This is a genomic window from Streptomyces sp. MMBL 11-1 (assembly GCF_028622875.1).
Lineage (GTDB): Bacteria > Actinomycetota > Actinomycetes > Streptomycetales > Streptomycetaceae > Streptomyces.
This window is the reverse complement of record NZ_CP117709.1, coordinates 4,637,802-4,657,675: the sequence shown is the minus strand read 5'-3', so window position 1 is coordinate 4,657,675 and position 19,874 is coordinate 4,637,802. Positions and strand designations below refer to the sequence as shown.

At 73.7% G+C, this 19,874-nt stretch carries 18 protein-coding genes, 1 tRNA gene and 2 pseudogenes; 8 read left to right on the top strand and 13 right to left on the bottom strand.

Annotated features, from left to right (window positions below; translation table 11 throughout):
* Positions 1-49 precede the first annotated feature (49 nt).
* A complete protein-coding gene (locus PSQ21_RS20550; RefSeq protein ID WP_274032086.1) occupies positions 50-2,914 on the top strand; it encodes a BTAD domain-containing putative transcriptional regulator in 2,865 nt (954 codons plus the stop codon).
* Positions 2,915-3,113: 199 nt separating this feature from the next.
* Positions 3,114-3,586: pseudogene (locus tag PSQ21_RS20545) on the top strand (carboxymuconolactone decarboxylase family protein).
* Positions 3,587-3,683: 97 nt separating this feature from the next.
* Here the strand turns inward: PSQ21_RS20545 and PSQ21_RS20540 are convergent.
* A complete protein-coding gene (locus tag PSQ21_RS20540) occupies positions 3,684-4,556 on the bottom strand; it encodes an NAD(P)H-binding protein (RefSeq protein WP_274032085.1) in 873 nt (290 codons plus the stop codon).
* Positions 4,557-4,657: 101 nt separating this feature from the next.
* On the opposite strand from PSQ21_RS20540, the gene PSQ21_RS20535 reads away from it, so the two are divergent.
* The gene (locus PSQ21_RS20535) at positions 4,658-5,617 is read left to right on the top strand and encodes an AraC family transcriptional regulator (RefSeq protein ID WP_274032084.1); all 960 of its coding nucleotides are present in this window, start codon (positions 4,658-4,660) and stop codon (positions 5,615-5,617) included.
* Positions 5,618-5,923: 306 nt separating this feature from the next.
* Here PSQ21_RS20535 and PSQ21_RS20530 read toward each other — a convergent pair whose 3' ends face one another.
* Together PSQ21_RS20530 and PSQ21_RS20525 are read right to left on the bottom strand one after the other, a co-directional pair.
* Complete coding sequence (locus PSQ21_RS20530; RefSeq protein ID WP_274032083.1) at positions 5,924-6,790, bottom strand: NAD(P)H-binding protein; 867 nt, start codon at positions 6,788-6,790, stop codon at positions 5,924-5,926.
* Between the two features lie 152 nt (positions 6,791-6,942).
* Positions 6,943-7,016, bottom strand: a tRNA-Met gene (locus PSQ21_RS20525).
* Between the two features lie 177 nt (positions 7,017-7,193).
* Between PSQ21_RS20525 and PSQ21_RS20520 the strand changes: the two genes are divergently transcribed.
* A complete protein-coding gene (locus tag PSQ21_RS20520) occupies positions 7,194-7,325 on the top strand; it encodes a hypothetical protein (RefSeq protein WP_274032082.1) in 132 nt (43 codons plus the stop codon).
* A gap of 50 nt (positions 7,326-7,375) precedes the next feature.
* Here the strand turns inward: PSQ21_RS20520 and PSQ21_RS20515 are convergent, their stop codons facing one another.
* The gene (locus PSQ21_RS20515; protein WP_274032081.1) at positions 7,376-8,311 is read right to left on the bottom strand and encodes a pyridoxamine 5'-phosphate oxidase family protein; all 936 of its coding nucleotides are present in this window, start codon (positions 8,309-8,311) and stop codon (positions 7,376-7,378) included.
* A 174-nt stretch (positions 8,312-8,485) separates the two neighbouring features.
* Positions 8,486-8,941: a VOC family protein gene (locus PSQ21_RS20510; protein ID WP_274032080.1), complete on the bottom strand. Its 456-nt coding sequence runs from the start codon at positions 8,939-8,941 to the stop codon at positions 8,486-8,488.
* Between the two features lie 160 nt (positions 8,942-9,101).
* On the opposite strand from PSQ21_RS20510, the gene PSQ21_RS20505 reads away from it, so the two are divergent.
* The gene (locus tag PSQ21_RS20505) at positions 9,102-9,683 is read left to right on the top strand and encodes a CGNR zinc finger domain-containing protein (RefSeq protein ID WP_274032079.1); all 582 of its coding nucleotides are present in this window, start codon (positions 9,102-9,104) and stop codon (positions 9,681-9,683) included.
* A gap of 217 nt (positions 9,684-9,900) precedes the next feature.
* On the opposite strand, the gene PSQ21_RS20500 is transcribed toward PSQ21_RS20505, so the two are convergent.
* The 6 genes and pseudogenes from PSQ21_RS20500 to PSQ21_RS20475 all read right to left on the bottom strand — a co-directional run bounded on the left by PSQ21_RS20500 (position 9,901) and on the right by PSQ21_RS20475 (position 14,486).
* Entirely contained in the window at positions 9,901-10,302 is a 402-nt protein-coding gene (locus tag PSQ21_RS20500; protein WP_443334425.1) for a ribosomal maturation YjgA family protein, read from the bottom strand.
* Between the two features lie 68 nt (positions 10,303-10,370).
* Positions 10,371-11,744 carry an MFS transporter gene (locus PSQ21_RS20495; protein ID WP_274032078.1) on the bottom strand — a complete coding sequence of 458 codons (1,374 nt, stop codon included), beginning with the start codon at positions 11,742-11,744 and terminating at the stop codon, positions 10,371-10,373.
* A 188-nt stretch (positions 11,745-11,932) separates the two neighbouring features.
* Entirely contained in the window at positions 11,933-12,430 is a 498-nt protein-coding gene (locus PSQ21_RS20490; protein WP_274032077.1) for an ATP-binding protein, read from the bottom strand.
* A 407-nt stretch (positions 12,431-12,837) separates the two neighbouring features.
* A pseudogene (locus tag PSQ21_RS20485) lies at positions 12,838-13,495 on the bottom strand (acyl-CoA dehydrogenase family protein); the annotation flags it as partial.
* A 3-nt stretch (positions 13,496-13,498) separates the two neighbouring features.
* Positions 13,499-14,020, bottom strand: a complete 522-nt coding sequence (locus PSQ21_RS20480; RefSeq protein ID WP_274032076.1) for an EF-hand domain-containing protein — start codon at positions 14,018-14,020, stop codon at positions 13,499-13,501.
* 91 nt (positions 14,021-14,111) lie between these two features.
* Positions 14,112-14,486 (bottom strand): STAS domain-containing protein, encoded by a 375-nt coding sequence (locus PSQ21_RS20475; protein ID WP_274032075.1) that lies wholly within the window; start codon positions 14,484-14,486, stop codon positions 14,112-14,114.
* Between the two features lie 337 nt (positions 14,487-14,823).
* On the opposite strand from PSQ21_RS20475, the gene PSQ21_RS20470 reads away from it, so the two are divergent.
* Both PSQ21_RS20470 and PSQ21_RS20465 read left to right on the top strand, forming a co-directional pair.
* On the top strand, positions 14,824-15,417 hold the full coding sequence (locus PSQ21_RS20470) for an RNA polymerase sigma factor (protein WP_274032074.1): 594 nt from the start codon (positions 14,824-14,826) through the stop codon (positions 15,415-15,417).
* Complete coding sequence (locus tag PSQ21_RS20465; RefSeq protein WP_274032073.1) at positions 15,414-16,967, top strand: zf-HC2 domain-containing protein; 1,554 nt, start codon at positions 15,414-15,416, stop codon at positions 16,965-16,967. Before PSQ21_RS20470 ends, PSQ21_RS20465 begins: the two co-directional genes overlap by 4 nt.
* 76 nt (positions 16,968-17,043) lie before the next feature.
* Here PSQ21_RS20465 and purU read toward each other — a convergent pair whose 3' ends face one another.
* Both purU and PSQ21_RS20455 read right to left on the bottom strand, forming a co-directional pair.
* Entirely contained in the window at positions 17,044-17,940 is an 897-nt protein-coding gene (purU, locus tag PSQ21_RS20460) for a formyltetrahydrofolate deformylase (protein ID WP_274032072.1), read from the bottom strand.
* Positions 17,941-17,968: 28 nt separating this feature from the next.
* On the bottom strand, positions 17,969-18,415 hold the full coding sequence (locus tag PSQ21_RS20455) for an SCO4402 family protein (protein WP_050361140.1): 447 nt from the start codon (positions 18,413-18,415) through the stop codon (positions 17,969-17,971).
* A gap of 174 nt (positions 18,416-18,589) precedes the next feature.
* On the opposite strand from PSQ21_RS20455, the gene PSQ21_RS20450 reads away from it, so the two are divergent.
* Positions 18,590-19,861, top strand: coding sequence for an ABC transporter substrate-binding protein (locus PSQ21_RS20450; protein ID WP_274032071.1), 1,272 nt, complete (start codon positions 18,590-18,592; stop codon positions 19,859-19,861).
* Positions 19,862-19,874: the final 13 nt, after the last annotated feature.

The following is a 19,874-nucleotide window of genomic DNA, read 5'->3' as shown; positions in this document are numbered from 1 at the left end:
GACCCTCACGCACGGTTTCCTGATGGTCGTCCGGCGTTAGACTCCGGCCATGCGTTACGGGGTGCTCGGCCCGCTGGCCGTCTGGGACGCCGAGGGGCGGCCGGTCAAGGTCCCCGAAGCGAAGGTCCGCGCCCTGCTGGCGGATCTGCTCGTCCACGGCGGCGGGCCGGTGCCGGCGGACCGCCTGATCGAGGACCTGTGGGCGAGCGGCCCGCCGGGCGGGTCGGCCAACACCCTGCAGACCAAGGTCTCCCAGCTGCGCCGCGTGCTGGGCCGGGAGCGGGTGATCCGCGAGCCCGTCGGCTACCGGTTGCTGCTCGCGGACGACGGGCACGACGTGATCGGCAAGGTCGACGCCCTGGAGTTCCAGGAGCTGGCCGAGCGCGCCCGCGCCCACCGGGAACCGGCGGTGCGGGCGGACCTGTTCGCCGAAGCGCTCGCGTTGTGGCGGGGGCCGGCCTACGCCGATGTGGCCGAGTCCCTGTTCGCCCGCGGCGAGATCGCCCGGCTGGAGGAGCTGCGCCTCAACGTCGTCGAGGACCACGCCGAGGCGCGCCTCGCACGGGGCGAGCACGCGGCACTGGCGGCGGAGCTGGGGGTTTCGGTGGAGCGCCACCCGCTGCGCGAGCGGCTGCGCATAACCCATATGCGTGCCCTGTACCGGGCCGGGCGGCAGGGCGACGCCCTGCGGAGCTTCGAGGATCTGCGGCGGCGACTCGCCGAGGAGCTGGGGGCGTCACCCGGCCCGGAAGCCTGCGCGCTGCACGAGGCGATCCTGCGTCAGGAGGCGCGGCTGGCCACGCCCACGGTCGGATCGCTGTCGTGCCGTACCAATCTTCCCGCCCCGCTGACTCCGCTGATCGGCCGGCGCGAGGCGGCCGAGCGGGTCCTGGCCCGGCTGGACCCCGGCGGGAACACCCGTCTCGTCACCCTCACCGGTCTCGGCGGAGTGGGCAAGTCTCGGCTGGCGGTCGCCGCGGCACGCGACGCGTCCGCGCGGTTCGCCGACGGGGTGTGGCTGGTCGAACTGGCGGGGCTGGGCGCCGCGTCGGCCCCGGACGACATCGCCGAACGGGTCATCACGACGCTGGGGTTGTGCGACACCGCGGCGACGGAGCCGGATCTGGACGACCTGGTGGGCTGGCTGTGCCGGGCGGTGGCAAACAAACGGCTGCTGATCCTGCTGGACAACTGCGAACACCTCATCGAGCCGGTCGCCGTGCTCGCGGGTGCCGTGCTGTCGGCCGTGCCCGCGGCACACCTCCTGCTCACCAGCCAGGAGCCCCTCGACGTCCCCGGCGAGGTGGTCCATCCGGTACCGCCGCTGACGCTGCCGGAACGAACCGACCCGCGGGCGGTGGCGAGGGCAGGCGCCGTCGAACTGTTCGTGCAGCGGGCCGCCGCGGCGGCGCCCGGCTTCGTCCTCGACGCGGACAACGCGGAGGCCGTCGCCGCCATCTGCCGTCGCCTCGACGGTATTCCGCTCGCCCTGGAACTCGTGGCGTCCCGGCTGCGGACGCTGAGCCCGCAGGAACTCGCCGCCCGTCTGGACGACCGCTTCACCCGGCCCGATGTCCGGGTACGCGGACTTCCGGACCGCCAGCAGACGCTGCGGGGCATGCTCGACTGGAGCTGGCAGCTGCTGACCGAGGACGAGCGCACCGTACTGCGACGCCTGGTCGTGCACGCCGACGGCTGCGTCATGGCGTCCGCCCAAGCGGTCTGCGCCGACGCCGGGCTGGGCGCCGAACGCATCCCCGACCTGGTGTCCCGGCTGGTGGACCGCTCGCTCGTGGTCCGTGAGGGAGACCGGTTCCGGCTGCTCGAATCGGTGGCCGCCTACAGCGCCGAACGGCTGGTGGAGGCGGGCGAGGAGACCGCCGTACGCGCACGGTTCGTACGCCACTGCACCGAGCTGGCCGAGCGGGAGAGCGAGCGGCTGCGCGGCCCGGACCAGCGGAGCTGCCTGGAGCGCCTCGACGCGGAGACCGTCAACCTGCGCCGTGCCCTGGATCTCGCGGTCACCCAGGACGCCGCCGGATACGCCGTTCGGCTGGTGAACGCGCAGGCGTGGTACTGGTTCCTGCGCGGCCGGCTCACCGAGGCCCGCAGGTCGATCCGGACGGCGCTGGCCGCCGCCGGGGGCGGGGCCGCCCCGGCCGCGCGCGTGGCGGCACGGCTCTGGCTGGCCGGTATTGAGCTGCGCACATCGGGGACCGGTACGGCAGCCGCCCCGGCGGGCGGGGACCCCACCGCCGGCGTCGAGGATCCTGTGCTGAGGGCCCGGCTGCAGTGGTTCGTCGGCACCGGCCTGACCGGCGGGGGCCACCACCGCGAGGGGCGGCGGCTGGTGGAGGCGAGTCTGGCCGGCGCGCGCGCCGCCCGGGACCGCTGGGGCGAGGCCGCGGCACTGGTCGAGCTCGCCGGCCATGCCCCGGGCCAGGACGCGTCAGCGGAGCTGGGCGCCGCACTCTTCGCCGAGGCCGGCGACCGCTGGGGCCGGCTGCGGGCCGCCCGGGCCCTGGCGCTCGCGGCCGAACGCGGGGGTGACCTCGTACGGACGGAGGAGCTGCACCGGGAAGGTCTCCTGATGGCCGAGGAGCTCGGCCTGTGGACCGAGGTCGTCGAGGCGCTGACCTGGCTCGGCAGAACGGCGTTGGCGGGCGGCCGTACCGAGCGGGCGACGGAACTGTACGAGCGCGCGCTGGCCGTGTCGGCCGAGCGCGCCCACAGCGTGGGCGAGATCCGTGCCGAGATCGGCCTGGGACGGGCGGCACGGCTCCGCGGCGACCGGGAGGCCGCCAGGCGCCACCTGAACCGGGCACGGGCCAAGAGCCACACGTCGGGCCACACCGGCCACGCCGACGCCGCACTGGCGGAACTGGCGGAACTGAACCTCGTGCCCCGGCCCTGAGCGGCCTCCTCGCGCCCCCTTCGCCGCTCCCCCGGCCACCTCCTCAGCGTTCCGCCACCTCTTCAGCGTTCCGCCACCTCTTCGGCGCTCCCTCTCGCCGCCCCTTCGGGTGACGCCCGTCACTCCCTCGGGTGTCACATCCTCCGGGGCCCGTTCCGTCCTTGTGTGCAGCTACGGACGACAGCAGAGGGAGCACACCATGAACGCCCGACTCAACGCCTTCGCCAGCCCGGTCGCGGGAAAGGTCGTGGGGCACCTGCTCTCGGCGGGCAAAGCCGTCGAGGACACGACGCTGCCCCCGGTGACCCAGGAGCTGGTGAAGATCCGCGCGAGCCAGATCAACGGCTGCGGCGGCTGCCTGGACATGCACACCAAGGAAGCCGCCGCGGCCGGGGAGACCGCGCTGCGGCTCAACCTGATCGCCGCCTGGCGGGAGTCCACCGTCTTCACCGACGCCGAGCGCGCCGCGCTGGAGCTGACCGAGCAGGGCACCCGCATCGCGGACGCGGCGGGCGGGGTCCCGGACGACGTCTGGGCGAACGCCGCCCAGCACTACGACGACGACAGCTCCTCGCCCTGGCCTCCCTGATCGCGCTGATCAACACCTTCAACCGGCTGAACGTCATCCTCCAGCAGCCGGCCGGCGGCTACCGGGTCGGGCAGTTCGCCTGAGAGCGGAGAGCTGTCCCGTCCGGATCATGCCGGACCGCGCGGGCCCGGCATGATCCGGACGGGCGACCGTAGGGGGTGCCAGGCGTCGCGGGCCCGGTCACGATCCGCCGGACGCGCCCTCGGCCCAGACCCCGGTGGCGGCGATGCGCCGCGCCCACGGTTCCAGGTCCGCCGCCTCCCGGCCGAGCACCTGTCGGACGCCGTCGGTCACCTCGGCCGTGTGGCCCGCGCGGTGCAGGGCGAACATCGCGCCGAGGGAGTCGGCGGCGGCCTCCGGCCAGCCCTGGGCGAGGAGTTCGGCGCGGTACGCCTCCGGGGTCAGCTCCTCGTAACGGATGGGCCGGCCGGCCGCGCGGGCGATGGTCTCCGTGGCCCCGGCGAAGGTGAGGGCGCGGGGTCCGGACAGTTCGTACGTGCGGCCGGCGTGGCCGTCCCCGGTGAGGACGGCCACCGCGACCGCCGCCACGTCGTCGGCGTCGACGAAGGGTTCGGGGACGTCCCCGATGGGCAGGCCGAGGCGGCCTTCGCCCAGCGGGGCCCGCCACAGGTCCTCGTCGAAGTTCTGGAAGAAGTTGTTGGGGCGCAGGAGGGTCCACTCGGCCCCGGTCCCCCGGACCGCGTCCTCCGCCGCCGCCATGCCCCGGCCGAAGCCCTCGCCCGCGTGCTCGATGCCGTGGCCGGACAGGACCACGAAGCGGCGGACCCCGGAGGCCTCGGCGCGGGTCACGAAGTCCTTCACGGGGGACGGGTCCTCGGGGGCGACCAGGTAGAGGGCGTCGGCCCCGGCGAGGGCGGGCTCCCAGGTGTCGGGGAGGGTCCAGTCGAACCGGACCTCGCCGGAGCGGGAGGCGGGGCGGACCGTGGTGGTCCCGGTCGCGCGCAGCCGGGCCACGACCCGGCGGCCGGTCTTGCCGGTGGCCCCGAGGACGAGGATCCCGGACGGAACGCTGTGCGTGCTCTTCGTCGTCATGGGCCCAGTCCACCGCGGGGATCGCGCCGGGCCCATGGGCGTCCGTCCGTCGTGCATAGGGGAGCGTCCGGAACGGCGGCGGCTCTGCCTACAGTTGCGTCATGGACGTGTTCGACGAGCTGTTGCGGGGCGTGCGGGGCAGTGGCGCGGTGTTCGGCCGTTCGGTGCTGCGCGCGCCGTGGTCGGTGCGGTTCACCGACGGGGCGTATCTGACGCTGTGCCTGCCGATGCGGGGCGGGGGGTGGATCGTGCCGGAGGGCGGCGAGCCCCTGCGGGTGGAGGTCGGCGAGTCGGCGATCGTCCGCGGCCCGGCCCCGTTCGTCTTCACCGACGACCCGGCGAACGGTACGGGGACGGGCCTCGCCGGCGGCGCACGGGAGGTGGCCGGGGCCATGGCCCCGGCCGGCGCCCCCGCGCCGGAAGCCGGGCCCGGGTCCGGCTTCCCCACCGTGCTGCTGGCCGCCACCTATGACGTGCGGGCGCAGGTGCCGCAGCGGCTCCTGCGGGCGCTCCCGCCCGCCCTCGTGGTGCCCGACGAGCAGGACTGCGCGCCGATGCGCGACTATCTGGAGGGACAGATCGGCGGCGGGCGGCCGGGCGAACAGATCGTGCTCGACCGGCTGTTGGACTGGCTGCTGGTGTGCACGCTGCGCGACTGGTTCGACCGGCCCGAGGCGGATCCGCCGGGGTGGTACGGGGCGCTCGGCGACCAGGTGGCGGGGCCGGCCCTGCGGGCGATGCACGAGGACCCGGCGCATCCCTGGACGACGGCGGAACTGGCGGTCCGGGCGGGTGTCTCCCGGACGACCCTGGCGAAGCGGTTCACCGAGCTGGTCGGGGAAGGCCCGGTGGCCTACCTGACCGCATGGCGGATGACGCTCGCGGCCGACCTGCTAACCCGCCCGGAGCTGACGGTGGCGGCCGTGGCCCGGCGGGTCGGCTACGCGGACGCGTTCGGTTTCAGCGCGGCGTTCAAGCGGCTGCGCGGCGAGAGCCCGACCGCGTTCCGGCGCGCGGCTTCGGCCGCCGACACCGTGGAGACGGCCGCCCCGGCGGGGTGAACCGCCTCCCGGTCCCCGCCAAACCGCCCCCGGGCCCCAGGCCCCAGGCCCCGGCAAACCGTCTTACGGACCCCGCGAAAGGGTGAGCCGCCCCCGGGGCGCGGGGGCGGCTGCCTCTTCATGGAGCCCGGGGCCTGGCCCGCCTCCGCCCCCGGGCTCGGCCCCTCTCCGGCCCTGATCCCGGTTCCGGCGTCCGCCCCCGCCCACGCCCCCGCCGGGGCCGGTGGTGCCGGGGGGCCGGTGGTGCCGGTGCCGGAACCGGCGAGGCAGGGACAGGGGCAGGGGCAGGGACACCGGCAGGGGGTCTCAGCCCCAGACGCCCCGTGCCGCCGCGTCCCGGACGAACACGGCGAAGTCGCGCGGCTCCCGGCCGAGCGCCCGCCGCACCCCGTCCAGGACGGGCGCCTCCCCGCTCGTGATGATCGGGTACAGCGCGTCGGTCCAGAGGCCGGCCTCCTCGTCCGGGAAGCCCTGGGCGACGAGCCCGGCACGGAAGGCGTCCGTGTCGACGCGGACGTACGCGGCGCGCTTCCCGGTCTCCTTCGCGATCTCGTCCAGGACATCGTCGATGCCGAGCGCGCGCGGGCCCGACAGCCCGTACTCCTGGCCCGCGTGACCGTCCTCGGTGAGCGCGGCGACGGCGACGTCCGCGATGTCGTCGGCATCCACGAACGCGGCCCTCCCGTCCCCGGTCGGCAGGGCCAGTTCGCCGCCGCGTACGCCGTCGAGGAGGACGCCCTCGCTGAAGTTCTGGGCGAACCAGCCGGGCCGCAGGATCGTCCAGGTCACCCCGGAGGCGCGTACGGCCCGCTCGCCCTCGCCGTGCGGGCCGCCGTTCTCGTACCCGGGGCCGAAGAAGCCGGGCACGTCCACGCCCCGGGCCGAAAGCAGCACCAGCCGCCGCACCCCGCTCGCGACGGCCTGTTCGACGAAGGCGGGTGTAGGAGAGGGGGAGGCGTCGAGCGGGGTGATGTAGACGGCGGCGGCCCCGTCCAGGGCGGCCGCCCAGGTGGTGGGGTCCGCCCAGTCGAACGGGGTGTCGCCGGTCCGCGAGGCCGCCCGGGTCTCCACTCCCCGCTCACGGAGCCGGGCCACCACCCGGCGGCCGGTCTTGCCGGTGCCGCCGATCACGAGTACGGGTTCCTGCGCGGAGGTCGTGTCTGTCCGATTCATGGCACCAGCCTCACCCGGCGGGGCTGCCCCGCCCATGGCTCAGTGACCGGGAGGCATGTCCGAGCGTCCGGCGGAGGCGGCACGGCGGCCCCCACCGGGAAACGACCGAGGCCCGGATCCACAGGGATCCGGGCCTCGGTCGTGTTCTTCAGTAGCGGGGACAGGATTTGAACCTGCGACCTCTGGGTTATGAGCCCAGCGAGCTACCGAGCTGCTCCACCCCGCGTCGGTAAACACCACTCTACGCCACGGATTACCTCTCCGTGACCACGGCACGTTCCGCCCGCACGGCCGGCGGATGATCGCGCGAGCCTTTGCGCGCACACCCATTTCTGACGCATCACCAGTTCAGCGCCCTGACGTAGCGTCAACTAATGGCCTCTCGCTGGACGGTGACCGGGTCATGGCGTTCGCGGCGGAGACCGCCGCCCAGGAGATCGACATGGCCACGCGCGACGCCAACGAGGGCGCGGCGTCCTTCGTCGAGCGCCGGTCGCCGGTCGCCGGAGTACCGGGGGCGCTGACGGGGCGCTGACAGCCGGCACTGACGGCGGGGCACGGAGAGGACCACCCCCGGCCGTGGGATCAGCGGGCCACCGGTGGGTTGAAGCGGTGGAAGGCGGGTTCCGACCAGCGCAGCGGGGAGGCGGCGGCGATCTCCCGCACGGCGGTGACCTCGAACTCCACGAGGCGCTCCGCCCCCGGGATCCGCGCCACCGCGTCCCCGTCCCAGACCGTGCGGGCGAAGCCGGTCAGGTGGAGGGAGGCCCCGGTGTCCCAGCCGGGCACGAGCAGGCCGGCGGCCGGGTTGAGTTCGAGGTTGCCCAGGGTCAGGAACATGCCGTTGCCCGCATAGTCGGGCCAGCGCAGCAGCCGGGGTGTGAGCACCTGGACGAAGCCCGGGTTGCCACCCCGGTGCGAGGCGTCGGCGTCGCCCCGGTCGGACGCGGTGGCGACGAAGAAGGTGTCGGCGGTCCGCAGCGCCTCCTGCTGCGCCGGGCTCAGGGCGTCGCCGTCCACGACCGCGGGCCGCTGCCCGGTCTCCTCGCCCGGAACGATGCGGTGGTGCCGTCGCACCTGGATGTACTTGGGGCAGTTCGCGATGGCCTGGTCGAGGGCGACGCGGAGCCCGTCCCCGTGACGGACCGCCCGGCCGTTCATCCGCATCCGGCGCCGGGTGGCCGGTTCGATGCCGATCATGCCGATGCGTGCGGGGGCGGCCCCACCCGCGCCGGCGCCGGACAGCGGACCGGCCAGCGGGTCGTCGGGCGACGGCAGTGCCCCGATGATCAGGGTGTCCGGCGCGGGCACGCTCAGGAACCCCGGTGCGCCGGTGAGCTGCGTCGCCCAGATCCGCCCCCGCTCGTCCGCGCCGCCCACCACCAGGAAGGGCTGCCGGACGAGGAAGTCCGCCGCCACCTCGGGGATGTCGGAGCGGATGGCCCGCCCCGCACTCTCCGCCCGCCGGGTGAGCCCCGCCCGCTCCTGCGCGGCGACCTCGCCCCGGTGATATGCGCTCATGACCCCACCCTCCTGCTCTTCTGCCGCTGCCCGGACGCCTGGACGCCCGCTGCCCGGACGCCTCGACGTCCGAAGGCCCGCACGCCTGCGCGCCCCGCATGCCTGCACGCCCGCATGTCTGCACGCCCGGATGCCTGGCCGCCCGGTTCTCCGGTTGTCTGGAAGCTGTTTGCCCTAGAAGAAGCCGCAGGTGGGAGCGCCGGCGACAGGGGCGTCCGCCGGGTCGGCCCCGGTCGGCGCGTAAATCTCCAGGCGGATGCCGTCGGGGTCGGTGAAGAAGATGCCGCCCGATGTGCCGCTCTCGCCGTGCGGTACGACGCCCTCGTGGGCGAACTCCACGCCCAGCCCGCGCAGGACCTCTTCGGTGGCCCGGACCTCCTCGACGGAGTCCACCTGGAAGGAGAGGTGGTGGAGGCCGGGGAGGGCCGTCGCGAAGGCGCCTTCGCTCTGTTGCCACAGGGTCACCATCAGCCGGGAGTCGCGCCCCAGGAAGATCCAGCGGCGATCGGCGTCCTTGCCCTCGGCCAGCACCTCGAAGTCGAAGACCTCGCGGTAGAAGGCGGCCGAGCGCTCCAGGTCGGTGACGTTGAGGCCGACGTGGCCGGTCTGCAGGTTCTTCGCCTTGCCCATGATCGGTCCCGCTCCTTCGGTCAGGGTCGCGAGGTGATCTCACAACCGCTGATATCGAGTTTGGGGGTTAGATCGAACCAGGTCAACCGGTGATCTTCATTTGGCTGGTTATGATTGACGGAGCAGTCGCCCCCGCCCCCCGTGACAGAAGGAGCCAGCCGTGTCGCATCCCCCCGGCGCGGACCCCCGGCCACTGACCGGCGAGCCGCTCGCTCTCGACCTGCTCAACACCCGCTGGATCGACGGGAGTGGCCCGCACGACCTGCTGGACTCCGTGGCCGGCCTGGGCGTCTGGCTGAACAGCCCGGCGGTGCGGGGCCACCTCGACCCCACCCCGGCCGCCGACCCCGCCACACGGGACCGGCTCCTCCTCGCCCGGACGGCGCTCGACACCCTGGTCGCCTCGGCCGCCCGTCAGGATCCGGCCACCCCCGAGAGCGCCGACCGGCTGAACGAGGTCCTCTCACACGGGCGCATCCGCCGCACCCTGGGCCCCGACGGGGCGCCGATGTCGGTGGTGGAGATGGACGACCCGTCCTGGGCCCCCGCCTGGTACGCGGCGGAGAACTGGCTGCGGCTGGTCGCGGACCGGCCCGACCGCATCCGCCCCTGCGCGAACCACGCCTGCATCCTGCACTTCTACGACGTCTCCAAGAACGGGACGCGTCGATGGTGTTCCATGGCGGGCTGCGGCAACCGCGCGAAGGCACAGCGCCATTACGCCCGGCGCTCCGGAGCCTGACGGCCGACCGCCCCGCACCGAGCCACCGTGCGACTTGGCCGGCCTGGCCGTCTTGGTCGGCCTTGCCGCACGGGTCCACATCTGACGACTCGTCAACTCTCGTGGCGGGCGTGATGGGACACGCCCCAGGCCATGGCCGCCGGGCTGAACCACGGACGGGCATCAGCCGACGGCGCGGTCTCCGCCCCCGGAACGGACATGTCGCGCATGCCCGAGGTCAACACGGAGCGAGCCGCCGGACTCCCGTGTGGACGGACCAGGCCGCCGCCGCGCCCACCGCGTACCAGAGCAGGTCCGGTGCGTTGAAGGTCGAGCCGAGCACCAGCCGGGCCGCCGTGCTCTGCGCCGACAGCTCCGCCGGTACGCCGGTGAGTTGCGCGAACTCCACCGCCCAGCTCAGGCCGAGCGCCATGGAGGCCACAACCGCCGGGCGTGCGCGGGGCGCGCAGAAGGCGACGAGGGTGCAGAGCAGCACCGTGTAGAGCGCACTCCCCGCGTACTTCGCGAACGCGCCGTCCGCCCCGGCGCGCACGGCGAGGCCCGCGGCGACGGTGACCACAGCCGCCACCGCCGCGACCGCACGGGCCATGGACGCACGGGCCATGGACGCGCGGGCCATGAGCGGACGGGCCCCGCGCCCGCAGGCCGGGGAGTCGCCGGTGGATCGCGCGGACCGGGCCGGGGCCCTCATACGAACCCGATCCTCTTGAGCTGCCGAATCGGCCGGGACACCAACAGCACCGCCACCACCCCCAGGTTGACCACGGCCGCCGCCACCAGCAGCTCCGGCGCCCCGACCGCCTCGGCCACCGGGCCCGCCAGGGCGCGGCCCGCCGCGACCATCAGGAGCGAGCCCGCCACATCGTAGGCGTGCAGCCGGTTCAGGGCCTCCGGCGGAACGTGCGTCTGGACCGTCGTGGACCACATCACCAGCCAGAACGCGGCCGATCCGCCCGCCAGCAGCTGTCCCGCCGCCAGCACCGGCACGGGCATCCCGAGCGCCAGCACCAGCAGGCTCACCGCCATCAGCGGCAGCGCCGCCGCCCCCGCGGCCAGCGGATGCGACGGGCGCAGCCGCAGGGCCAGAAGACCGCCCACGACGCTGCCCGCCCCGTTCACCGCCATCAGCATCCCGTACGCCCCCGAGCCGTGCGCCTCGGTGACCAGGACAGCGGTCAGCGGGAGCATCGGGCCGAGGACCGCGAAGCCGTACACCGTCCAGACCGCGATCACGCCCCACAGCCAGGACCGGGCCCGGAACTCCCGCCACCCGCCGATCAGTTCGGCGGCGAAGGTGCCGCGTGCCGCGTCGTCGTGCGGGGCCGGGGCCAGCCGCATCAGGAAGAGGCAGGCCCCGGAGACCGCGAAGGTCGCCGCGTTCGCCGCGTAGACGGCGCCTGCGCTGGCGAGGCCGACGAGGGCCCCGGCGAAGGCGGGCCCGGCCATGGTCATCAGCGCCTCGGCGACCCGCAGGACGGCGTTGGCGCGCTGGACGTCCGAGGAGACGCGCGGCACGGTCGAGGCGACCCCGGGCTGGAAGAGCGCCGCGCCGACGCCGGCCACGGAGCTGAGGACGTACACCGCCCACAGCGGCGGATTGCCCGTCGCGAAGGTCACGGCCAGCACGGAGGCGCCGATCAGCCGCAGGGCGTCGGCGACGATCATCATGCGGCGCGGGGTGAACCGGTCGGCGAGCACCCCGCCGAACAGGACGAACACCGCCAGCGGTCCCATCCAGGCGGCGAGCGCGAAGCCGACCGAGGACGCGGGCCGCCCCGCACCCAGCAGCCCGGCGGTCAGGGCCACCGGGATCATGCCGTCGCCGAAGAGCGCGACCGTACGGGCCACGAAGAAGCAGCGGAAGTTACGGTTCCAGAGCCGCGCGGGGCCGGGGGCAGGGCCGGAGGAGGCCTCTGCGCCCCGACCCGTTCCGGCGGGGCCGCCCGGTCCGCCGGGATCGAGCGGGGGCAGGGCCGGGAGCGGGTTCGACGTCGGGGTGGCGGTCGTTCGGGTGTCGCGCGCGGCATCGGGTATGGACGCGCGCTCCGTCGGCTTCTCCATCACGTCGCCAACCTGTATCAGCTCATGGTCTATACCACTACGCGAATTTCCTGTGATCTTCGAGGAGACCGTCCGGCGGCCACCGCGTCCTGATGCGCCTGATCACCGACGCCGGGGTGACCGGATCGCCGGTCACCCCGGCGTCGGTCCTGCGAAAGGCCTCCCCGAGGAGGGGAGGGGCCGGAAACTCAGGTCAGGTTGGTGAAGAGGCAGGAGGGCGGTTCGCACCCCTCGCCGCCCCGGCCGGCGGCCGAGGGCGTCTCCGGGAGCCGCACCGGGGCGCACCGGTCGACCTCGCACCAGATCTGCTTCCCGCCGCCCTCCGGCAGCCAGCCCCAGCGGTCCGCGAGGCCGTCCACCAGCTCCAGGCCCCTGCCGCCCGTGTCGTCGCCCTCCGCGTGCCGCTGGAGCGGCGGGCGGTCGCTGGCGTCCGCGACCTCGACCCGGACGGTCCCGGCCGCGCCGGACGCCCCGGCCCCGCCGAAGAGCATCCGCAGCACGGCGGGACAGCCCGTGTGGACGACGGCGTTGGTGACCAGCTCCGAGATCAGCAGGATGAGCGTCTCGGCGAGCGGCTCGTCATCCCCTATCCCGGAACCGACCAGGCGCGACCGCGCCCACCTACGGGCCCGCCCCACCTCCGCGGGATCCGGACCGACCTCCAGCTGAACCTGAAGCACCTGCACCGCTCACACCATCCGAACCGGCGGACACATCGCCTCGCGCCTCCTCAGGGTCACGGAACGTGATTCCCCTACGCGACAGCATGGTTGACGTACAGTCACCGCAACAAGCGCTTCGGGCATATTCCAGCGCGAAGGAGTATGCGTGGTGCATACTGTGCGACGCACGTTGCGGGGAGTCGAACAGGAGCGCGCAGGGACTGCGAGAAACGCTCTTCGGGCAGGCCCGGCACATCTCCGGCGAGAGCCCTCGCCCCGGACCGGAGCCGCCGCACAGGCCGCTCCCGGATCGCCCGGTTCCAGAACCACTCGCATCCCACGGAGCGTACCCGAGCCGGACACCGACTCCACCCGGTGACGAATCACGCAAAGGGCGCAGGTCGGCATCGGCATCGCACGGCTGCGCTGCGTCACCCTCCGCCGCCCCCGCTCCCGGGCCTCCTCCGCCGGGCGCCGCCCGCCCTGCCCGGACACGGCCGGGCGGCCCCCAGGCCGGCGGCCAGGAGCTCCTCCGCGCGGGCCCCGGTGACCCGGCCCGCGGAGCGGAACCAGGCCCGTTCCAGGTGGAGGTGAACATCTGCCTCCCAGGTGAAGCCCGTCCCGCCGTGGATCTGGAGGGCAGCCGCGCGCGTTGCGTACGGCCGCCTCGCCGGCGAGCGGTTTCGCCGCCGTGATCTCCACCGGGTCGCCGGTCACGGCAGCCGCGTACACGGCGGCGCGGGCCGGTTCGGTGCGGGCGAGCATGTCGGCGCAGAGATGTCTGACCGCCCGGAACGATCCGATGGGCGATCAGAACTGCTGGCATTCCCTGGCGTGTTGAACAGCTGTCTCGGTGGTACGGGCGGCGCTGCCGAGTTGTTCGGCAGCACTGAGAAGCGCCCCCTCGTAAGCGAATGCGCCGGGGTACGCCTCTGGCGCTGCCGCACGCCCCTCCACCCGGCCCAGGGGGTGAGCGGATCCATCGACCGTACGGGCAAGGGCCACGACGACGCAGGCGCGCGGCGGCTCACCGAGGAGTGCGCCGGAGCCCACCAGCACGGCGTCCGCCTCCGCCAGGTGGGCCACGGGCTTCTACGCGTCGGGCTCGATCACCGTGAAGTACACGGCGAACGCCGCCACCACATCGCTCTCCGCCACCAGCCCGTCCTGGTCCGTGTCCAGGCTCCGGGCGCCGGTGCTCGCGATCTCGGCCCGGGCACCGAGGACCCGGAGCGCCCGCTCCACGTCCGCCACCGCCGCCCTGCCGTCGTTCCCGCTGTCCGCGACCGCGATGGCCGCCCGCAGGAACGGCCGGGCGATCTCGGCGAACCGCCCGGGATTGTCCCGGAGCCGCTTCACCGCCCCGCCCACGAACTCCTCACGGGTGACCCGCTGGTCCCCGTCCACATCGGCGATCCCCGCCATGCCCTGCCAGAAGGCCTCGGCACCGGTGTAGAGCGCCTGCCCCTTGTCGCAGCGGGCCGTCGTACCGAACTCGGCGAGCAGACGGGCCGCCGCTGCGTTGAAATCGGCACGGTCGATGTAGCCGTTGCCGTCCTGGTCGAAGGCGGCGAAGCGGTGCGCGATCTTTCGCTCGTACTCTGCGCTGTCCATGCGGGGAGCGTACGACGCCCGCAGCGCTCACGTGTCACCGAGGAGGTCCTCCTGTGTGACAACCTCGCATCGGAGACAGCCGCTCAGGCGCTCAGGCGCTCAGCGGACTGCACTCCTCGTCGGTCGCGGACCGCGCGTCCGGGTAGACGTCGAACAGACGGCGCACCCCGAGCGCCCCGAGCACCTTGTTGACGTGCGAACCGTCCTCCGCGCCCCGGGCCGGGAGAATCAGCCGCAGCCGGCCGCCGCAGGACTTCATCAGCCGACGCGAGGCGATCAGCACGCCGACACCGCTGGAGTCGCAGAAGAACACCTCGGACAGATCGAGCACCACATCGTGCTGCCCCTCCGCCACCGCCTCGTGGACGGACTGGCGCACGACGGGCGAGGTCACCAGATCGAGTTCGCCGCTCATGCGCAGCACGGTCCAGGCGCCCTGCTCCGCCTCGTCCACCTTCAGCGTCACGCGACTGGACCTCTCGTTCCGGGGCTCCCGGCAATCCGGAAGTTTCCGTTCCTTCTCGCGGCTGCCCCACCGCACCCCCATGAAACACCGCCGCGCCGACCGACGCCCAGGAGGTTTCCGGCGGAAAGGATCACTTCGGGCTGTTTTCGCTGATCAGAACGGACAGGAGGCATCCGGGCCGAAAATCGACTAGCGTCGTCGGCCACGCGCCACGGGATGAGAGTTGCCGCAAAGGCGCGTGCGCCGCCCGCCCGGCGGACTACATTCGGTCCCCACGGGCACGGGCACAGGGTGGACAGACACGGAGCTGGGTGACAGGCCGGGGGCTGGGGGGTTCATGGCGAAGGAGACAGCACCCCGCTGGGACCGCAGGATGCAGCAGAGGCTGGCCCGCGGCGAGGCGGCGGCGCTCGGCGAGCTCTACGACCGGTTCGCGGCCCTCGTCCACAGCCAGGCGCACCTGATGCTCGACGACGAGGACGCCGCCGACCTGGTGACCCGCGAGGTCTTCGCCCAGGTCTGGGAGAACCCCGAGGCGTACGACCCGAAGCAGGGTTCGATGCGCTCCTGGGTGGCCCGCCTCACCCACCGCCAGTCCGTCCAGCGGCTGCGCCGCGCGGCGGCCTCCTCGTACGCGGCGGAGCACGGCGAGGGCGCGGCGCCCGACCCGGAGGAGCTGGAGCGGCGGGTGCGCAGTGCCACGGCCGCCGCCCGCGCGGACTACATCGTCTCCTCGATGCCCGCGCCGCTGCGGCAGGCCCTGGAGCTGGCGTACATCCATCGCCGGGACTACCGGCAGACCGCCGCCGACCTCGGGGTCACCGAGGACGAGGCGCGCCGGCGGCTCCGGCTGGGGCTCCAGCTGCTCTCCACGGCGAACGCACACCCGCTCGAAGGGGCCTCGCCACCCGGTTACGGACGGGTCCGGTGAGCGACGGCGGACGCGAGAGCGAGGGAGGCGAGGAGGAGGTGCGCGGCGCCCGCCGGATACCTGGCCCGCGCGGGGCGGCGGACGACCTCGACCTGGAGTCCGTGCCGCTGCCTCCCCTGCCGCCGGCCGGACCGGCCGCCCCCGACGAGGCCGTCCCGGAACAGTCCGTACCGGAGCCGTCCGTACCGGAGCCGGATCCGCCGGAGATCCCGGAGGCCGAGCCCGTGGCCGAGGCGGGACCCGAGCCTGTGGCCGGGCACGGACCCGAGCCCGTGGCCGAGCCCGGAAACGAGCCTGGGGCCGAGCAGGTGGCCTGGCACGGACCTGAGCCCATGGCCGAGCACGCGTCCGAGCCCGCGTCCGAGTCCGCGTCCGCGCACGGTTCCGATCCGACGGCCGGACCCGAACCGGCCACCCCTGAGCCGCTTGAGCCGCTCATGACCTCCGCCCCGCGTCTCCCCCACCGGGTTCTCAAGGCCCTCCTCGGCGCCTGGGCCCTGTCCGCCTGTTCGGCCGAGGAGACCGCCGCCGTGGAGGACCACCTCACCGCGTGCGCCCCGTGCGCGGACGAGGCCCTGCGGCTGCGGGACGCTGTGGGGCTGCTGCACACCGACGGCTCCCTCGACCTCGATCCGACGCTGCGGTCCCGGGTGATCGACGGCTGCCTGGGCCGGCGCCCGGCCCGGATACCGGTGCCGGAGTGGGCCGCCCCGTACGACGCCGAGACCGCCCGGCTCGACGCGCTGCTCCGCGACATCGGGGACTCCGAATGGCACGCGCCGGTGCGGCTGCGGTGGTTCGAGGAGGAGCGCGAGGTCAGCCGCAGGACCACGGTCGCCGGCGTGATCGCCCATCTGACGGCGGTCGACGGACTGCTGTCCGCCGCGCTCGGCCTCGACGACCCGCTCGGCGACAGTGCGCCGCTGGACCCCGCCGAACGCACCGAGACGTACTGGTCGTCGGCGCACCGGCCGCCCACCCGGGCCGTCCGCGAGCCCTGGCGGGCCCAGAGCCACGAGCTGATCCGTACGGCGTCCTTCGCCGGGCGGAACGTCGCCGAGACCTCCGTCTCCTACGGGGCCTTCGCCCTGCCGCTCCAGGACGCGGTTCTGGACCGCGCCTTCGAGTGCTGGGTGCACGGCGGGGACATCGCCGACGCCGTCGACTACCCGTACCGGGCCCCGTCCGCGGCCCATCTGCACCGGATGATCGACCTGGCGGCCCGGATGCTTCCGGCCGCCGTGGCGGGACGCCGCCGCGCCGGACTGGCCGGACCGGCGAAGGACCTCGTCACGGCTGGTGCGCCGGGCCGCTCGGTCCATCTGGAGATCGAGGGCCACGGTGGAGGCGACTGGTACATCGCGCTGGACTCCCCGGCCGCCGTCGGCTCGCCCGACCGCGCGGTGGCGCAGGTCGCCCTGGACGGGGTCGAGTTCTGCCGGCTCGTCGCGGGCCACATCTCGCCGGTGGAAGCGGCCGCCGGCCAGGAGGGCGACCGCGAGGCCATCCGCGACGTGCTGTTCGCGACGGCCGCGCTCAGCCGGCTTTAGGGCGTGTCCGCGAAGTCTCGTCCGGCCCTAGGGCATGCGGCAAGCGCCAGGCGGCATGCGGCCCCCGGACCACTCTCTACGCGAAGATCACCGTACGGCGGCCGTTGAGCAGGATGCGCCGCTCCGCGTGCCACTTCACCGCCCGCGCCAGCGCCCGGCACTCCACGTCCCGGCCGATGGCGACCAGCTGGTCCGGCGTCGCGTCGTGACCGACGCGCTCGACCTCCTGCTCGATGATCGGGCCCTCGTCGAGGTCGGCGGTGACGTAGTGCGCGGTCGCGCCGATCAGCTTCACCCCGCGCGCGTGCGCCTGGTGGTAGGGCTTGGCGCCCTTGAAGCTCGGCAGGAACGAGTGGTGGATGTTGATGATCCGGCCGCTCAGCTGCTTGCACAGGTCGTCGGAGAGGACCTGCATGTAGCGGGCCAGGACGACCAGCTCGACGTCCTCCTCGCGGACCAGCTCCAGCAGCCGCGCCTCGGCCTCCGGCTTGTTGTCCTTCGTCACCGGGAGGTGCCGGAAGGGGATGCCGTACGAGGCGACGAGCTCGGCGAAGTCCGTGTGGTTGGAGACGACGGCGGCGATCTCGACCGGCAGCGCCCCGGTGCGGGAGCGGAACAGCAGGTCGTTGAGGCAGTGGCCGAACTTGCTGACCATCAGCACGACCCGCATGCGCTCCGCGGGCCGGTGGATCTGCCACTCCATCCGGAAGGCCTCACCGATCGCGGCGAAGCTGGCGCGCAGCTTGTCCACCGTCACGGTGGCGTCCGCCGAGAAGTGGACGCGCATGAAGAACAGGCCCGTGTCGTGGTCCCCGAACTGCTGGCTGTCCTCGATGTTGCAGCCGGTCATGAAGAGATAGCTCGACACGGCGTGCACGATGCCCTGTTTGTCGGGGCAGGAGAGCGTGAGGACGTACTGCTCGGTCGCGGCGGCGTCCGAGGCGGCGGAGAGGGCGGGCTGCGGCGCGGTCATGCTCGTAGGGTGCCACACCCGCCGTGTCTCAGGCGGTCCTGGTCATGATGCGGATGACGTCCAGCGAGCGCGGCGGTATGTCCGGATCCTCCGCGTCGTTGGTGGCGAGCATCACATGGGCCTCGCGGGCCGCGTGGACGGCCTCGGGCCATCCGTGGTGCTCCAGATAGGCGGAGACGGGGGCGTCCGCGCCGACCTGGTGCATGATCCGCAGCACCCGCAGGGCGGCGGCGTCCACGGCGGCGGCCTCGGCGGAGTCCCTGAATATGGTGCCGACGTACTTCTCGGCGGACCAGTTGTCGAGCCAGGTGTCCTCGACCAGGCGGTACACGGCGTCGGTGACGTCCCCGTACCCTTCCCGGCCGGCGAGCCAGCACTCGTGGTGGAAGGCGGGGTCGGAGAGCATGTGCAGCGCCGAGCGCACGTTGGTGCGCCAGCGCCACCACGGCATGTCAGTGAGCGGCATGCCGCCCATGGTGGAGGAGCGACGGCCGCGACGGGAAGAGTTCTCCGAACCTTGCTGCACGGTCGTCGATCGTACGTTCCTTCACCGCGCCTCCGCACGGGCCCCCGTAATTCACCTGGACGTCACCATGCGTTGAGAACGGCACACCGCGCCGTTACCCGGGGCCCGGAAGGGTCCTGGTCCATGACCGGACGGCGACGCCCCACCTTTCCCCGCCCCTTCCCGGGCGTCATCAGCGCGGCGGCGGCGGGGGCGGTGCTGCTGTCCGGCTGCGGCGTGCTCCCTGGGGCCTCGGGGGGGTCCAGGGGGCCCGTCACCGTGATGACCTGGGCGCCCGACCGCTCGGAGGACATCAACGCGGTGAAGATGTCCGGGGTGCCCGCGATGGCGCAGACGTACGCCCGCTGGGTCAACGACACCGGCGGCATCGACGGGCGCGAGCTGAAGGTGGTCGTCTGCGACGAGGGCGACACCCCGCTCGGCGCCGAGCGGTGCGCCCGGGAGGCCGTCGAGAAGAAGGTGGCCGCCGTCGTCGGCTCCTACAGCCGCCACGGACAGAGCTTCATGCCGGCGCTGGAGGCGGGTGGCGTCCCCTACATCGGCGGCTACGGCGCCTCCACCGAGGAGTTCAGCAGCTACCTCTCGTACCCCGTCAACGGCGGCCAGCCGGCGCTGCTGGCCGGGCACGGACAGCAGTTGAGCCGCAGCTGCGAGCGGGTCTCGCTGGTGCGGCCCGACTCGATCGGCGGCGACGGCATGCCGCCGCTCCTCAACAACGGGCTGATGGCCGCCGACCGGCCCGCCTCCACCGACATCCTGGCCCCGCTGGACGCCACGTCCTACGACGAGCAGGCCACGCAGGCGCTGGAACGGTCCGAAGGCGGCTGTGTGACGGCGGTGCTCGGCGCCCGTACGGAGACGTTCTTCGACTCCTTCCGCCGCCTGGAGCCGGACGGCGAGCAGGTCAGGATCTCCTCCGTGCTGGGCAGCGTCAGCCAGCCGCTCATCGACCGCACGGGCGGCCCGAACAGCCCCTTCGAGGGCGCCTACGTCACCGGCTGGTACCCGGACGCGAGGAACGCGCGCTGGAAGGAGATGCGCGAGGTGGTCGGGAAGTACGCCTTCGGGGACAACCGCATCGACCCGGACGACACCGCCGTGCAGACGACGTGGATCGCGTACACGGCACTGCGGGCGGCCGTCCGGGCGATCGACGACGAGGAGGTCACGCCGGGCCGGGTCGTGGCCGCCCTCAACGGGGGCGTCGAGGTCGACACCGGCGGTCTGACCCCGACGCTCCGCTGGCGCTTCAAGGACCTGGTCGGCACGTTGAGCTACCCGCGCATCGTCAACACGAAGGTGACGTTCCAGGTGGTCCGCGAGGGCCGGCTCACCGCCCAGAAGAAGGGCTTCGTGGACGTCTCGGACACCCTGACGGACGCCCCGCGCGGCTGAGGGCCGCCCCGGG

Coding starts and splice junctions, on each gene's coding strand:
- PSQ21_RS20550 (WP_274032086.1), top strand. CDS start 50: ATGCGTTACGGGGTGCTCGGCCCGCTGGCCGTCTGGGACGCCGAGGGG.
- PSQ21_RS20510 (WP_274032080.1), bottom strand. CDS start 8,941: ATGGGCAAGGCGAAGAACCTGCAGACCGGCCACGTCGGCCTCAACGTC.
- PSQ21_RS20455 (WP_050361140.1), bottom strand. CDS start 18,415: ATGGGCGGCATGCCGCTCACTGACATGCCGTGGTGGCGCTGGCGCACC.
- PSQ21_RS20535 (WP_274032084.1), top strand. CDS start 4,658: ATGGACGTGTTCGACGAGCTGTTGCGGGGCGTGCGGGGCAGTGGCGCG.
- purU (WP_274032072.1), bottom strand. CDS start 17,940: ATGACCGCGCCGCAGCCCGCCCTCTCCGCCGCCTCGGACGCCGCCGCG.
- PSQ21_RS20495 (WP_274032078.1), bottom strand. CDS start 11,744: ATGGAGAAGCCGACGGAGCGCGCGTCCATACCCGATGCCGCGCGCGAC.
- PSQ21_RS20530 (WP_274032083.1), bottom strand. CDS start 6,790: ATGAATCGGACAGACACGACCTCCGCGCAGGAACCCGTACTCGTGATC.
- PSQ21_RS20450 (WP_274032071.1), top strand. CDS start 18,590: ATGACCGGACGGCGACGCCCCACCTTTCCCCGCCCCTTCCCGGGCGTC.
- PSQ21_RS20540 (WP_274032085.1), bottom strand. CDS start 4,556: ATGACGACGAAGAGCACGCACAGCGTTCCGTCCGGGATCCTCGTCCTC.
- PSQ21_RS20500 (WP_443334425.1), bottom strand. CDS start 10,302: ATGGCCCGCGCGTCCATGGCCCGTGCGTCCATGGCCCGTGCGGTCGCG.
- PSQ21_RS20480 (WP_274032076.1), bottom strand. CDS start 14,020: ATGGACAGCGCAGAGTACGAGCGAAAGATCGCGCACCGCTTCGCCGCC.
- PSQ21_RS20520 (WP_274032082.1), top strand. CDS start 7,194: ATGGCGTTCGCGGCGGAGACCGCCGCCCAGGAGATCGACATGGCCACG.
- PSQ21_RS20515 (WP_274032081.1), bottom strand. CDS start 8,311: ATGAGCGCATATCACCGGGGCGAGGTCGCCGCGCAGGAGCGGGCGGGG.
- PSQ21_RS20470 (WP_274032074.1), top strand. CDS start 14,824: ATGGCGAAGGAGACAGCACCCCGCTGGGACCGCAGGATGCAGCAGAGG.